13 protein-coding genes and 2 tRNA genes are annotated in these 13969 nt (G+C 63.5%); 4 read left to right on the top strand and 11 right to left on the bottom strand.

Annotated elements, in window-relative coordinates:
• Positions 1-789 (bottom strand): class E sortase, encoded by a 789-nt coding sequence (locus tag FBY33_RS05145; protein WP_142029588.1) that lies wholly within the window; start codon positions 787-789, stop codon positions 1-3.
• Between the two features lie 175 nt (positions 790-964).
• On the opposite strand from FBY33_RS05145, the gene FBY33_RS05140 reads away from it, so the two are divergent.
• Positions 965-1216, top strand: a complete 252-nt coding sequence (locus FBY33_RS05140; protein ID WP_018769892.1) for a cell division protein CrgA — start codon at positions 965-967, stop codon at positions 1214-1216.
• Positions 1217-1247: 31 nt separating this feature from the next.
• The gene (locus FBY33_RS05135) at positions 1248-1853 is read left to right on the top strand and encodes a DNA-3-methyladenine glycosylase I (RefSeq protein ID WP_142029587.1); all 606 of its coding nucleotides are present in this window, start codon (positions 1248-1250) and stop codon (positions 1851-1853) included.
• 218 nt (positions 1854-2071) lie between these two features.
• On the opposite strand, the gene FBY33_RS05130 is transcribed toward FBY33_RS05135, so the two are convergent.
• From FBY33_RS05130 to FBY33_RS05120, 3 genes are all read right to left on the bottom strand, one after another.
• The gene (locus FBY33_RS05130; protein ID WP_142029586.1) at positions 2072-2536 is read right to left on the bottom strand and encodes a carboxymuconolactone decarboxylase family protein; all 465 of its coding nucleotides are present in this window, start codon (positions 2534-2536) and stop codon (positions 2072-2074) included.
• 537 nt (positions 2537-3073) lie between these two features.
• Positions 3074-3952, bottom strand: a complete 879-nt coding sequence (locus tag FBY33_RS05125; RefSeq protein ID WP_142029585.1) for a rhomboid family intramembrane serine protease — start codon at positions 3950-3952, stop codon at positions 3074-3076.
• 9 nt (positions 3953-3961) lie between these two features.
• Positions 3962-4507, bottom strand: coding sequence for a peptidylprolyl isomerase (locus FBY33_RS05120; protein ID WP_142029584.1), 546 nt, complete (start codon positions 4505-4507; stop codon positions 3962-3964).
• Between the two features lie 155 nt (positions 4508-4662).
• Between FBY33_RS05120 and FBY33_RS05115 the strand changes: the two genes are divergently transcribed.
• A complete protein-coding gene (locus tag FBY33_RS05115; protein WP_142029583.1) occupies positions 4663-5625 on the top strand; it encodes a hypothetical protein in 963 nt (320 codons plus the stop codon).
• Between the two features lie 180 nt (positions 5626-5805).
• Positions 5806-6681 (top strand): glycosyltransferase, encoded by an 876-nt coding sequence (locus FBY33_RS05110; protein ID WP_142029582.1) that lies wholly within the window; start codon positions 5806-5808, stop codon positions 6679-6681.
• Positions 6682-6683: 2 nt separating this feature from the next.
• Here FBY33_RS05110 and FBY33_RS05105 read toward each other — a convergent pair whose 3' ends face one another.
• The 7 genes from FBY33_RS05105 to gyrB all read right to left on the bottom strand — a co-directional run bounded on the left by FBY33_RS05105 (position 6684) and on the right by gyrB (position 13690).
• Entirely contained in the window at positions 6684-7616 is a 933-nt protein-coding gene (locus FBY33_RS05105; RefSeq protein WP_142029581.1) for a DMT family transporter, read from the bottom strand.
• Positions 7617-7698: 82 nt separating this feature from the next.
• Positions 7699-7774: transfer RNA gene (locus tag FBY33_RS05100), tRNA-Ala, on the bottom strand.
• Positions 7775-7846: 72 nt separating this feature from the next.
• Positions 7847-7963, bottom strand: a complete 117-nt coding sequence (locus tag FBY33_RS20610; RefSeq protein WP_229748488.1) for a DLW-39 family protein — start codon at positions 7961-7963, stop codon at positions 7847-7849.
• A 70-nt stretch (positions 7964-8033) separates the two neighbouring features.
• Positions 8034-8107, bottom strand: a tRNA-Ile gene (locus FBY33_RS05095).
• 97 nt (positions 8108-8204) lie between these two features.
• Complete coding sequence (locus FBY33_RS05090; protein ID WP_142029580.1) at positions 8205-8876, bottom strand: DUF3566 domain-containing protein; 672 nt, start codon at positions 8874-8876, stop codon at positions 8205-8207.
• On the bottom strand, positions 8869-11547 hold the full coding sequence (gyrA, locus tag FBY33_RS05085) for a DNA gyrase subunit A (protein WP_142029579.1): 2679 nt from the start codon (positions 11545-11547) through the stop codon (positions 8869-8871). Before gyrA ends, FBY33_RS05090 begins: the two co-directional genes overlap by 8 nt.
• A gap of 55 nt (positions 11548-11602) precedes the next feature.
• The gene (gene gyrB / locus FBY33_RS05080; RefSeq protein WP_142029578.1) at positions 11603-13690 is read right to left on the bottom strand and encodes a DNA topoisomerase (ATP-hydrolyzing) subunit B; all 2088 of its coding nucleotides are present in this window, start codon (positions 13688-13690) and stop codon (positions 11603-11605) included.
• Positions 13691-13969: the final 279 nt, after the last annotated feature.

Raw genomic sequence — 13969 nt, 5'->3', positions numbered from 1 at the left:
TCAGCTCCTTCCGGTGGCTGCTGCAACCTGCGCCGCGATCTCGGCCGGCGGCCCGGCCGCAGCCGGACGCCAGCTGTCCAGGAGGGCATAGGCGATGATGCGTTCTTCCGCGCCGAAGCGGGGATTGCAGCTGGTCATGGTGAGGTAGCTTTCGGTGGGCGTGGCGCCGGGCTTGGTTGGGACCGGTTCCAGGACATCCGTGCGGGACGGCATCACAATCTGGTTGTTTCGGAAAACGTAGACGTAATAGCCGTCCTTGGTCTGGACGTAGATTTTGTCACCGGGCACCAGTGTGTGGATGTTGTCCAGCACCGCGCCGTGCGTCTGCCGGTGCCCCGCGACGGCAAAGTTGCCCACGGCTCCGGGCATGGCCGTGTTGCTGTAGTGGCCAAGGCCCAGGGTGTCCAGGACGTCCTGGCTGGTTCCCTGGACAATGGGACGGGTGTAGCCGGGGCCGAACCGTGGGATGTACATGATGCCGATCGTTCCCGCATGGCCCGGGGCGGTGCCCACCACGGGCTTGCCGAAATCTTCAGCTGCGGCCGGTGGAGCGGAGGGGGCTGCTGCTGCGGGAGCGGCGCTGCTGAGGTCCTGGGCAAATTCCTTGATGACCTGGCTCTGCTTGGCGTCGGACTCGACGTTGGTCCACCACAGCTGCCATGCGACGAAGAGGAGGAGAATGACGCCGGCGGTTATCAACAGCTCACCCAGCACCTGGATGATGCCAGGCAACAGGGCACGGCGGGACGCGGGCGCAGTGGCGGGCCCCGCCTTCTCCTGCAATACCACGCGTTCTCCTCCGGGCGTCCGCCCTGTGGGCACAGGCTGCCCATCAACTGCGGCTAGAATTGGCTGCTAGTAAGAATCCAGATTTGACCAAGATCGCGCAGACCGCTGGCAATTTCCTTCTTGCAGGATACCAAGCCCGGACCGCCGAGCTTGCCCAGCCTGCCAAGGAGAGCCAGTGCCCGAGTCAAAGCCTCGCAAGAAGACCGCCAGCACCGCCCAGCCGGCTTCCCCCCAGGCCTACAAGCCCAACCCCGTGTGGTTCAAGCCGGTCATGTTTGGACTCATGATTATTGGCCTCTTCTGGATCATCACCTTCTACATCAGTGAGGGCCGCTTCCCGGTACAGGCCTGGCAATCGTGGAACATCGTAGCCGGCTTCGGCATTGCGATCGTGGGATTCCTGATGACCACCCGCTGGCGCTCCTAGCGGATCGGCGGACCTTCCAAGGAGGACTCCACTGGCTCCCGATTCCGCCGGCGTAATTATTGGCGAGGACGGCCTGGCCCGGCCGGCGTGGGCTGCCTCGGATCCGCTCATGCGGAGCTACTACGACCAGGAGTGGGGCCTGCCTGTCACTGACGAGCAGGGCCTGTACGAGCGCATCTGCCTGGAGGGCTTCCAGGCAGGACTGTCATGGGCCACCATCCTGCGTAAGCGTCCGGCGTTCCGTGCCGCCTTCGCAGGGTTCGATCCGGAGGCTGTGGCGCTCTTTGGCAGCACGGACGTGGAGCGGCTGATGCAGGATCCGGGCATCATCAGGAACCGGCTGAAGATCCTTGCCACGATCAGGAATGCCCAGGCCACGCTGGAGCTTAGGAACGACGGCGGGTTGGTGGACTTTGTGTGGGGCTTTGCGCCGGGCAGCACCCCGCGGCCCAGGGTGGCCGCCGAGATCCCCACCCAGTCCGCAGAGTCGGTTGCCTTGTCCAAGGCACTGCGGAAGCGCGGGTTCTCCTTTGTGGGACCCACCACCATGTTTGCCCTGATGGAGGCTGTGGGGATAGTGGATACCCACCTTGTGGACAGCCACCGGCGTGGATCGTCCGGCATCTGGCCCGGATAGTACCGTTGCGGTACTTACGCGGTTATCCCCAACTGTTGGGAAAGTTATCCACAGTGTGGAAAAGCTCGCCAAGGGTCTCCGGATGGAGCGGCTGGCCCGCCGGGCAAGGCCGATCCGGTTAACCGGCCGGGCAAATGCCGTTATTAACAGTGTGGAATACCTGTGGATAAATAGGCGGCCCGAACTCTGTGACCTCCTGCCGAAGACTCGGAGCGCTGTCAGCGATCCCGCTTCACGGGGTGGTGGCTGGTGATGGAGACCCGGTTGAACGCGTTCATGGTCACCGCAACCCAACTCACTGCTGAAAATTCCTCTACCGTCAGGCATTCCCGCGCCGCGGCCTCGGCCTGCTCGCGTGACTCCTGGCCCGGGAGCTCCGTGATGCTCTCCACCAGTGCCAGTGCTGCCCGCTCCTTGCCGGTGAAGAGTGCGGTGTCCCGCCATGCCGGCAGGACCGCCAGCCGCTGCGCCCTTTCCCCTGCCTCGACCGCCTTTCGCACATGGAGGTCCAGGCAGTAGGCGCAGCCGTTGATCTGCGAGATCCGGACGTTGAGGAGTTCCAACAGACCCAGGCCGATTCCGGCTTCCTCTGCGGCTTCCTGCACCTTGAGGCCCAGGCCGCTGATCGCCTTCCAAAGGGCCGGATGCTGTTTGTCCAGGTACAGGTGCTCGGTGACGCCCACGGGGATCCTTGTCGCTTGAAAGGCTTGGCAGGCAACCATCATAGGCAGGAGTCGAGGGCTGGCCGGCCACTTATCCACTTACCAACATCGCAATACCCACAAGTTATCCACAACTGTGGGTAAAGCCGTGGAAATCGTTCCATTACCGCCGCTGCAGCCTACTCCTGCGGGATTTCCAGCGCCCAAACTACACAACTGTCAGTTATTAACACTGTGCATAAGGGTGTCGATAACATGCCGGCGGGACAGGGAAACCAGCCGTCGGAGGCTGTTTGGAGTGCCCTTATCCACAGAAAGCGGGAAATCCTCCTGCTTATCCACTTTCACACAGCGATATCCCCACAGGTTATCCACAGATGTGGAGAACGCGGTCAGGTTTCCGGCCGAAAGGGCCGGGTGCAAGCTGGGAATGGGGAGACCAGCATGGGAACTACAGCCGTGTAAGTTACCAACACTGTGGATAATGCCTGTGGAAAAACGACGATGCCCCCGGCACCGTCTGGTGTCGGGGGCATCGCTAACTGCTGGCGCGGCAGGCTATAGCGTCACGCGGACCCAGCTCACCGCTATGAGCAGCGCAAGCACTGCGGCTAGACCAAGCGCCTGGATCAAGCCCTGCCGGCGGCCACGTGGGGTGTAGGCGAAGACCGCAGCACACAGGCCGCCGGCCACGAGGCCACCCAAGTGGGCCTGCCAAGCAATCTGGGGGATCACGAAGCCGATGACACCGTTAATGGCGATCAGCACCCACAGTTGGCGCGTGTCTCCGCCGCGGTGGCGCTGAATGAGAAGCATCGCGCCAAAGAGCCCGAAGATTGCCCCGGAAGCACCCACGACGCCATACAACGGCTGACCGGGCAGATAGAGCGGGGTCAGGAGCAAATAGCCCACAGAGCCCCCAAATGCCGAAACCAGGTAGAGCACCAGGAAGCGGATGCGTCCCAGAAGCGGCTCGAGCGCCTGTCCGAATACCCAGAGCATGTACATGTTCAGAGCGATGTGCAGGATGAAGCCCTGTGAGTGCAGGAAGGCGGAAGTGAGCATCCGCCAGGGTTCAAACTCACCCCAGCGTGGCTCCGCGTATATGTTCGCAAAGCCTAGGCTCTGGTAAATCAGGTCATTGGGAACCAGCCACTGCAGCACGTACAGCACAGCGCACGCTGCGATGATGCCGAACGTCACCAATGGCCTGCCAGTGGCAACGGCACCGCCATAGACGGTCCGTACCTCCGGCGTCGTACGTTTTGTCTCATTGACGCAGTCAACGCATTGGAATCCGACGGCGGCCGCCCGCTGGCACTCGGGGCACGCCGGGCGCCCGCAGCGCTGGCAGCGCACGTAGGACGGCCGGTCCGGATGCCGGGGGCAGACCGGAACCTGGGCGGACGGCTCGGCCGACGGAATTCCGTAACTCATGGTGGAGCGTTACAGCTGTTCGATGTCGATGCTGTTGATGGTCACGTCTTCAACCGGGCGGTCTCCCATACCCGTGCGTACGCCCTCGATGGCGTCGACAACCTTCTTGGATTCGTCGTCGGCCACTTCACCGAAGATGGTGTGCTTGCCCTGGAGCCAGTCGGTGGGAATGGTGGTGATGAAGAACTGTGAACCGTTGGTGCCCTTGCCCATCTGGATGCCCGCGTTGGCCATGGCCAGCTTGTAGGGCTGGTTGAAGCTCAGTTCCGGGTGGATTTCGTCATCGAACCGGTAGCCGGGGCCACCGGTTCCACGGCCCAGGGGGTCGCCCGCCTGGACCATGAAGTCCTTGATGATGCGGTGGAAGATGGTTCCGTTGTAGAGCGGGGTGCCGGTCTTGTCCTCGCCGGTTTCCGGGTGGGTCCAGGCCTGCTCGCCGGTGGCAAGGCCAACGAAGTTCTTGACCGTCTTGGGCGCGTGGTTGCCGAAGAGGTTAACCACGATGTCGCCGAGGCTGGTGTGGATGGTTGCTTTTGCAGTTGCGATGGCAGTCATAGGCCCCATTCTTCCACGCCGGATATGGGCGGCCACGGCTGCAGGCACAGTTCCGCGCTGGGTGAAATCGCCCTAAAATCCGCAGAGTGAATAGCCCGTGGTGTTCTGGGCACGTAGGCTAACGACAGAACCGTCACATTAATCGGGAGGTAGTTGTGAAGAAATCGGATCGTATTGCCCGTGACCTTGAGCAGTCGGTCACCAGTGCGGTGGAAAACGCCAAGGATTGGGCGGCCCCCCGGGTGGAAGCTGCCGTTGATTGGGCTGTTCCCCGTCTCCAGCATGGCCTGGATACCGCATCTCCCAAGATCCAGGAGGGCCTCAAGACGGCTGCACACAGCCTGGCCGACGGTGTTGCCACCGTGACTCCCCGGATCCAGGACGGTCTGGCCCAGTTGGCCCCCAGGATCAATGACGTTGTCGACGGCGCGTCACCCAGGCTTCACGAAGCTTTGGACAAGGCCACTCCTGTTGTCCTGAACGCCCGTGACCGGGTGGTGGTGGAATACCTGCCCAGGCTTTCGGACCAGATCGGCGTGGCCTCCGGTGCAGTTCACCGCACGCTGGAAAACACCCCGGCACGGGTGGACGCCGTGGCCCAGAAGCTGGGCGATGTGGGAATCATTCACGCCCTCCAGGAACAGGCCCAGGCGACCGGCACGCAGCTGAAGGCAGCCGCAGCAGGCGCCAGCCGGGCAGTAGACGTTCAGCTCGCGCAGCCGGAAAAGCCCAAGAAGCGCGGATGGCTGGTCTTCGGAGTTGTTGCTGCCGCCGTGGCCGCGGGTGTCGCCGCATGGAAGGCATCCAAGCCCGTGGAGGATCCCTGGAAGACTCCCTCGCCGGTGACGCCCACTCCTGCTCCGGTTCCCGCCACCACCGTCAGCGATCTCAAGGAAAGCAACGCGGACACCACTGGCAGCGCTGCTTCTGCCGCCGGATCTGCCACGGCTGCCGCCGCGGACAAAGCCGGCGACGCAGCCGATGCGGTCAAGGAAAAGACCGCGGACGCCGCTGAAAAGGCCAAGCACGTGGCCGCCGACGCCGCCGAGGGTGCAAAGAGCGCCGCCAACGACGCCAAGACGGCCACCGGGGACGACAAGGGCAGCAGCCAGGCCTAATTTTCCTTAGTTCCCACCCCGCACTCGAAGGGGCCCCGTTTCACGACGGGGCCCCTTTCGCGTACCGCTGCACGCCTTGCCGCAAACCTTCCTGCCAGGCCGTCCACATTCTCCGGAGCCCACGGCAGAAGCGGGCCACCGCTGGGGGCAGGCCATGGCCCGGATGCTAGATTTGTAGTGATGTCAGCCGATCGACCCTCTGGGGATGCCGTGAACGACGCAGCCGTACAGCTCCGCGTGTCCATTGTCATCCCGGCGTACAACGAGGAGAGCGTGATCAGGCAGTGCCTCATCGCTGCCATCTACCAGTCTGTTCCCGCCCACGAGATCATCGTGGTGGACAACCTTTCGAAGGACCGGACCGCTGACATTGTCCGCCAGATGCAGCTCGAGTATCCGGAAAGCCCCATCATGCTGCTGAGCCAGGACCGGGAGCAGGGACTCATCCCCACCCGCAACTTCGGGCTGGACAGTGCCACCGGGGACATCCTGGGGCGCATCGACGCGGACTCGATCGTGGAACCCGACTGGGTGGAGCAGGTGCAGAAGGCCTTCGCGGACCCGTCCGTCCAGGCCGCCACCGGCCCTGTTGTCTACTACGACATGCCCATGCGCCGCTTTGGGCTCAAGGCCGACGACAAGATGCGCCAGCTGATGCTCAAGCTGGCCAAGCACCAGTACCATTTCCTGTTCGGTTCCAACATGGCCCTGCGCGCCACTGCCTGGGAGACCATCCGCTCCGAAACGTGCCGGGACGAGAAGGACGAGATGCACGAGGACATCGATTTGTCCCTGCATCTGGCCGACCATGAGCTTCCGGTGCGCTACTGGCCGCAAATGGTGTCGGGGATGTCCGCGCGGCGGCTGGAGGACTCGCCCCGTGACTACCGCTACTACGTCACCCGTTTTGACCGCACCTACAAGGCCCACAATGTCAGGAAGATGGCCTTGAAGGCCCCAATGGTGGTCTTCTTCTCGGTGTATTTCCCGGCCAAGCTCCTCAGGGCCATCCACACGGTCAACACAGCCCAGCCCATCCGCCGCGGCGGGCAATAGCTTCAGTCGGCCCCGAGCTCGGCCAGGCGTTCTGACGGCGGTTCACCCTTGGGTGCCCTTCCGCGCCTGCCGGCGTTCCGCTGGCCAAGGACCACGACGGCGAGTCCGGACAGGATCAGGCCGAGCCCGGCATAGGTGCCGGCCGGCAGGGTCTCGTGCAGGAACACGGCCGCCAGCAGCGCAGCCCCCGGGATCTCCAGGAGGATGATCATGGAGACCACGAGCGGGCTCATGGTGGCCAACAGATGGTTGAACGCGGTATGGCCCACCAGTTGCGCACAGACGGTAATGGCAGCGATGCCAAACCAGCCTGTGGGTTCGAACCCGGCCAGCGGCTGGCCGGCCGCCGCGGCCAGTACGGCCACCAGGGCGGCGCACATCCCGTAGCAGAGCGTGGTGTAGGTCCCCGTGGTCATGCTCTGCCGCGCCTTGCCCCCGGCCAGCGTATAGAGGCCAGCCAGTGCACCGCCGGCCATCGCCAGCAGGTCACCCGTGAGAGCCTGGGGTGAGGTTCCCAGGTCAAAGCCGGTAATGGCAACCACGCCGGCAAAGGCGATGCCCAGCCCGGCCAGGACCTCCCAGCGGTGGCGGGTGCCGCGGAAGAGCTGGAAGACCGCAATCCAGGCTGACTGAAGGCAGACCAGGGCTGTGGCGGCGGCTACGGAGGTGAGCTGCAGGGAGGTAATGAAGCAGGCAAAGTGCAGTGCAAGGGCGACGGCGGCCAAGGCCGACCAGCGGAACTCCCGGCGGGTAATCCGGCCGAACTGGCGGGGTTCACGAACCAGGGTGGGGGTGGCCATGACGGCTGCTCCGATGGCGTTGCGCCAAAAGGCAATGGCCAGGGCGCTGACGCTGGTGGCACCGAGCGTGGCCGCAATCAAGGGGCCGGACGAGGCGACACCCAGGACGCCCAAGGCGGCGAAGAAGAAGTTCATGGCGCACCCCTGAAGCTCGTCCGTGACGGAGATGGAAAGCGAAAAGTCCCGGCCAGCGTTTCCGCTGACCGGGACTTCCTTATGGTGGAGGCACGGGGACTCGAACCCCGAACCCCCTGCTTGCAAAGCAGGTGCGCTACCAATTGCGCCATGCCCCCATAAGAAGCAACCCGTCCATCATACCTTAGAACCGCAGAGCCTCTGACGGGCTCCCGGAGTGGGTGTCCGTGCTAGTCCACCGTATCGGTTGACTTGCTCCAGACCGTTTTCCGGGCTTCGGATTCCTGTGCTTTCCGGTAGACCAGGACGCCTGCGATCGCGGCTGCCAGTACAAGCAACTTCTTCACATGCTCCCCATTCCAGCCAAGCTCCGGACGAATCCGGACCAAGCCTATTGTGAAACCTGCACAGGTTCCGTGGGCGTACCAGGACTTGAACCTGGGACCTCTTCGTTATCAGCGAAGCGCTCTAACCGCCTGAGCTATACGCCCCGATCCCTCATCGGGCCGAGACATGACTTTACAGCACATCCCGGCCCGATCTCAAATCGGGCCCTTCCGCCGGTTTACGGCCGGCGGAAATGGCTTCCTAATCGTCGGTAAGGGTAACGCCGATGCCGCCCACGAGGGTGGCGGAAATGTTGTAAAGCACGGCAGACAGCATGGACAGCGCCGTCAGCAGGACAACGTTGACCACTGCAATAATGGTGGCGAACGAGGCCACCTGTCCCAGCGAGGCCACCTTCTTCAGTTCGAAGCCGCCGCTTTCAGAACCGGCGAGCGTACCGAGCAGGCTGTCCACCTGGTCGAAGATTCCGGTCAGGTCCAAAACGGTCCAGAGGACAATGGCGGCCACCACGGTGACGATTCCCAAGGCCACGGAGAGCAGGAATGCCATCTTCAGGACGGACCACGGATCAACCTTGCTGATCAGCAGCCGGGCGCGGCGGACCTTCGCCTTGGGCGCGGGCTTCACCAGGCCGGGCGTACCCTGGCCCTGGGCACCCTGCGCAGGACGCTGTCCCGCCGGCGCCGGACGCTGCCCCTGCTGGCCCTGGAAAGGACGCTGGCCGGGCTGTGCGGGGCGGTCGCCCTGCTGCGGGCGTTGGCCCGGCACGGCAGGCCGCTGGCCCGGAGCCCCGGCAGGAGCAGCTGGCCGCTGCTGCGGACGTACGGGGGCGTTCACCCGGGGCGCCCCGGAGGGCCGGTTCCCGTCGGGAACAGTACTGTTCGGCTTGGGAAATGAGTCGGAATTACTCACTCGTTACCTCCGTGTTGTCTTCGTTCGGCTCAGCGTCGCCCGAGGCGTCCTCTGACTCAACGGCCGGTGATTCTTCTGCCATTGCTGGCGCGGCGGATTCCCCAGCGGTCCCGCCATCTTCAGCCAACGTTACGTCATCCCCGGAAGATTCCTCGTCCTCGAGACCACGTTCGCTGTTGCGCGCCACCTCAATGATCCGGTCATTCTTGTCCGGCTTCGCGAAGATAACGCCCATGGTGTCACGGCCCTTGGCGGGAACACCGGCAACCGAGGACCGGACAACCTTGCCGCCCTCCATGACCACCAGGACTTCATCCTCTTCCTGGACAATGAGTGCCCCTACCAGGTGCCCGCGTTCTTCCTGGTACTTGCCGACCTTGATGCCAAGTCCGCCGCGGCCCTGCAAGCGGTATTCCTCCACAGCCGTGCGCTTGGCATAGCCGCCCTCGGTCACGACAAACACGAAGGAACCCTCGGTGACGACATCGGCGGCCAGCAATTCGTCGTCCTCGCGGAACTTCATGCCGGTGACACCCGATGTGGCACGTCCCATGGGGCGCAGCGCATCATCGGTGGCAGTAAAGCGGATGGACTGGCCCTTGCGGGACACCAGGAAGAGGTCGTCGGTTTCCGAAACAAGCTGGGCTGAGACCAATTCATCGCCGTCGCGCAGGTTGATCGCGATCACGCCGGCGGAACGGTTGGTGTCGTAATCCTCCAGCCTGGTCTTCTTTACCAGGCCCCTCTTGGTGGCCAGCACCAGGTACGGCGCCTGCTGGTAGTCCTTCAGGTCCAGGACCTGGGCAATATGTTCATCCGGCTGGAACGCCAAGAGGTTGGCCACGTGCTGGCCCTTGGCGTCCCGGCCCGCTTCCATCAGTTCGTACGCCTTGGCACGGTAGACGCGGCCCAAGTTGGTGAAGAACAGCAGCCAGTGGTGGGTGGTGGTTACAAAGAAGTGTTCCACCACGTCGTCACCACGAAGCTGGGCACCCTTGATGCCCTTTCCGCCGCGCTGCTGCGACCGGTAGTTGTCGCTGCGGGTGCGCTTGACGTAGCCGCCGCGGGTGATGGTGACCACCATCTCCTCTTCGGGGATCAGGTCCTCCATGGACATGTCACCGTCGTAGCCCATGAGGATCTTGGTCCGCCGGTCGTCGCCGTGCTTGTCCACGATTTCGCCCAGCTCGACGCTGATGATCTCGCGCTGTCGCTGCTCGGAACCCAGGATCGCGTTGTACTCCTCGATCAGGGCCTCGAGTTCGGCATGCCGGTCCTGGATCTTCTGGCGTTCCAGTGCGGCCAGGCGGCGCAGCTGCATGTCCAGGATGGCCCGGGCCTGCAGCTCATCGATGTCCAGCAGTTCCATCAGCCCGTCGCGGGCGGCTTCGGTGGTGTTGGAAGCGCGGATGAGGGCGATGACCTCGTCGAGCATATCCAGTGCCTTCAGGAGGGCACGGAGGATATGGGCTTCTTCCTCCGCTTTGCGCAGGCGGTACCGGGTGCGGCGCGCAATGACGTCCATCTGGTGCGTCACCCAGTGGCGGATGAACGCATCGAGGCTCAGGGTCCGCGGCACACCGTCAACGATGGCCAGCATGTTGGCGGAGAAGTTGCTCTGCAGTTCGGTGTGCTTGTAGAGGTTGTTCAGCACCACCTTGGGCACTGCGTCACGCTTCAGCACAATGACAAGGCGCTGGCCGGTGCGGCCGGAGGTCTCATCGCGGAGGTCGGCGATGCCGGAGATTTTGCCGTCCTTGACCAGTTCGGCAATCTTGATGGCCAGGTTGTCCGGGTTGGCCTGGTACGGAAGCTCCGTGACCACCAGGCAGGTGCGGCCCTGCAGTTCCTCCACCGCAACCACTGCCCGCATGGTGACGGATCCGCGGCCGGTCCGGTAGGCGTCTTCGATTCCCTTGTGGCCCAGGATGGTGGCACCGGTGGGGAAGTCGGGACCTTTGACCCGCACCAGCAGTTCCTCGAGGAGTTCCTCGCGGGTGGCGCCGGGGTTGGCCAGATACCACTGCACGCCGTCGGCTACTTCGCGGAGGTTGTGCGGCGGGATGTTGGTGGCCATGCCGACGGCGATACCGGAGGAACCGTTCACCAGCAGGTTGGGGAACCTGGCCGGCAGGATGGTGGGTTCCTGGTTCTTGCCGTCGTAGTTGTCCTGGAAATCGACCGTTTCCTCGTCGATGTCCCGGACCATTTCCATGGCAAGCGGGGCCATCTTGGTCTCGGTGTACCGAGGTGCCGCTGCGCCGTCGTTGCCGGGCGAGCCGAAGTTGCCCTGGCCCAGCGCCAGCGGGTAGCGCATGGTCCAGTCCTGGATGAGGCGCACCAGAGCGTCGTAGATGGCGGTGTCGCCGTGCGGGTGGTACTGACCCATGACCTCGCCCACCACACGGGCACACTTGTTGAAGGAACGGTCGGGCCGGTAGCCGCCGTCGAACATCGCGTACAGCACCCGTCGGTGCACGGGCTTGAGGCCATCACGGACGTCCGGAAGGGCACGTCCCACGATGACTGCCATGGCGTAGTCCAGGTAGGAACGCTGCATTTCCGTCTGCAGGTCCACCTGCTCCACGCGGTCAATCAATACGTCGCCTTCAAGAACGGTGTCCGGAGTTCCGGCCTCGGGGGCGGGAATCTCGGGGGTTTCGTCGCTCATTCTTTATTTTCCGTTTCAGGTATATATCTGGTTCCGAATACTTAGGAGCGGGTCCTTAGATATCCAGGAACCTGACGTCCTTGGCGTTCTGCTGGATGAAGTTGCGGCGCGATTCCACGTCTTCACCCATGAGGACGGAGAAGATCTGGTCGGCGGCAAGGGCATCGTCCATGGTCACCTGCAGCAGAGTGCGGTGATCAGGATCCATGGTGGTGTCCCACAGTTCGGTGTAGTCCATCTCGCCGAGGCCCTTGTAGCGCTGGATGCCGTTGTCCTTGGGAATACGGCGTCCGGCTGCCTGCCCCGCCACCAGCTTGGCATCGCGTTCGCGGTCGCTGTAGACGTAGTCGTGCGGAGCGTTGGACCACTTGATCCGGTACAACGGCGGCTGTGCCAGGTACACGTAGCCGTTCTCGATCAGCGGCCGCATGTAACGGAACAGCAGCGTCATCAGCAGGGTGGTGATGTGCTGGCCATCCACATCGGCGTCTGCCATGAGGACAATCTTGTGGTAGCGCAGCTTGGCGAGGTCGAAGTCCTCGCCAATGCCGGTGCCGAAAGCGGTGATCATCGACTGGACCTCTGTGTTGCCCAGGGCCTTGTCCAGGCGCGCACGCTCCACATTCAGGATCTTGCCGCGCAGGGGGAGGATGGCCTGCGTCTCCGGGTTGCGGCCGCGCTTGGCGGAGCCACCGGCGGAGTCACCCTCCACGATGTAGACCTCGCATTTCTCCGGGTCTTTTGAAGAACAGTCAGAAAGCTTGCCTGGCATGCCGAAGGATTCCAGCGGACTCTTGCGCCGGGCGTTGTCCCGGGCCTTCCTCGCTGCCATCCTGGCCTGGGCGGCGGAGATAGCCTTGCGGATGACGTCGCGGGCGGGGCCGGGGTTGCGCTCCAGCCAGTCGCCAAGGCCGTCGGTGACCACACGCTGCACGAAGCCCTTGACTTCTGAGTTGCCCAGCTTGGTCTTGGTCTGGCCTTCGAACTGGGGCTCAGCCAGTTTGACGGAGATAACGGCGGTGAGGCCTTCGCGGATGTCGTCACCCGTGAGGTTGTCGTCCTTCTCCTTGATGATGCCCTTCTCCCGGGCGTACCGGTTGATGAGGGACGTCATGGCAGCGCGGAAGCCTTCCTCGTGGGTGCCGCCCTCATGGGTGTTGATGGTGTTGGCGTAGGTATGCACGCTCTCGGAGTACGCGCTGGTCCACTGCATCGCCATTTCCAGGGCAATCTTGCGTTCCGTGTCCTCGGTTTCGAAGGCGATGACGTCCTCGTGGACCACCTCCACCTTCTTGCCCGAGTTCAGGTGCTTGACGTAGTCCAACAGACCTTCGTTGTATTGGTAGACCACGGTGCGGTGTTCAGCCTTGACCTCACCCTCGGTGCTGAGGTCGTCAAGGTCCAGGTCGTCATCGGCGTCGTCACCGGCTGCGTCGCGCTCATCCGTGAGTGTGATTCGCAGGCCCTTGTTCAGGAAGGCCATCTGCTGGAAACGGGCGCGCAGCGTCTCGAAATCGAATTCCGTGGTTTCGAAGATCGCCGGATCCGGATAGAAGGTCTGGGTGGTGCCGGTGGTGTCCGTCTCTTCGCCCTTGACCAACCCGCCCTGGGGCTTGCCGCCGTCGGCAAAGGACATCCGCCAGACGTGTCCCTGACGGCGCACTTCCGTGTCCACGCGGCTGGAAAGGGCGTTGACAACCGAGATACCCACACCGTGCAGGCCACCGGAAACGGCATAGCCGCCGCCGCCGAACTTGCCGCCGGCGTGCAGGATGGTCATGACAACCTCCACCGTGGGTTTGTGTTCGGTGGGGTGCATGTCCACCGGAATGCCGCGGCCGTCATCCACTACCTTCACGCCGCCGTCAGCCTGCAGGACCACCTCGATGTGGCTGCAGTAGCCGGCCAGCGCCTCATCCACGGAGTTGTCCACCACTTCATAGACCAGGTGGTGAAGGCCGCGGGGGCCCGTGGAACCGATGTACATGCCGGGACGCTTGCGGACAGCTTCCAAGCCTTCCAGCACAGTGATGTCGCTGGCGCCGTATTCCCTTTGGGTGCTTGGCGCGGCCGGGGTATCAGGGGTGCGGCCATCCTCGACTGCTGTATCTGCTGCCAGAATATCTGTATTGTCGTTAGCCACAGGCGCTGCGACTCCTCTGTTCTCGATGATGGCCGGCCGGTTTCTCTTCCCCAGGGAAAAGCCACCCGCCAACAGGCACAAACTTATGGCGCCGGTGACTTGCTGACGGTTGGTGATCCACGCTCCGCACGCGGAGAGCGCGCGGAGAACGGACTGATGTCAACGTTTCATCCGCGCCCAGTTATCTGCCCCAATTCTACCGCGAACAGGCCCATATCCCCGCATTCCAGGGCCTTCGCCAGTGGCGGAATATGGCTCTGCAAGGCACTTGGCCCCGCC

The organism is Arthrobacter sp. SLBN-112, assembly GCF_006715225.1.
Taxonomy (GTDB): Bacteria; Actinomycetota; Actinomycetes; order Actinomycetales; family Micrococcaceae; genus Arthrobacter.
Note: the sequence above shows the minus strand (reverse complement) of the source record. Positions and strands in the feature narration are given on the sequence as shown.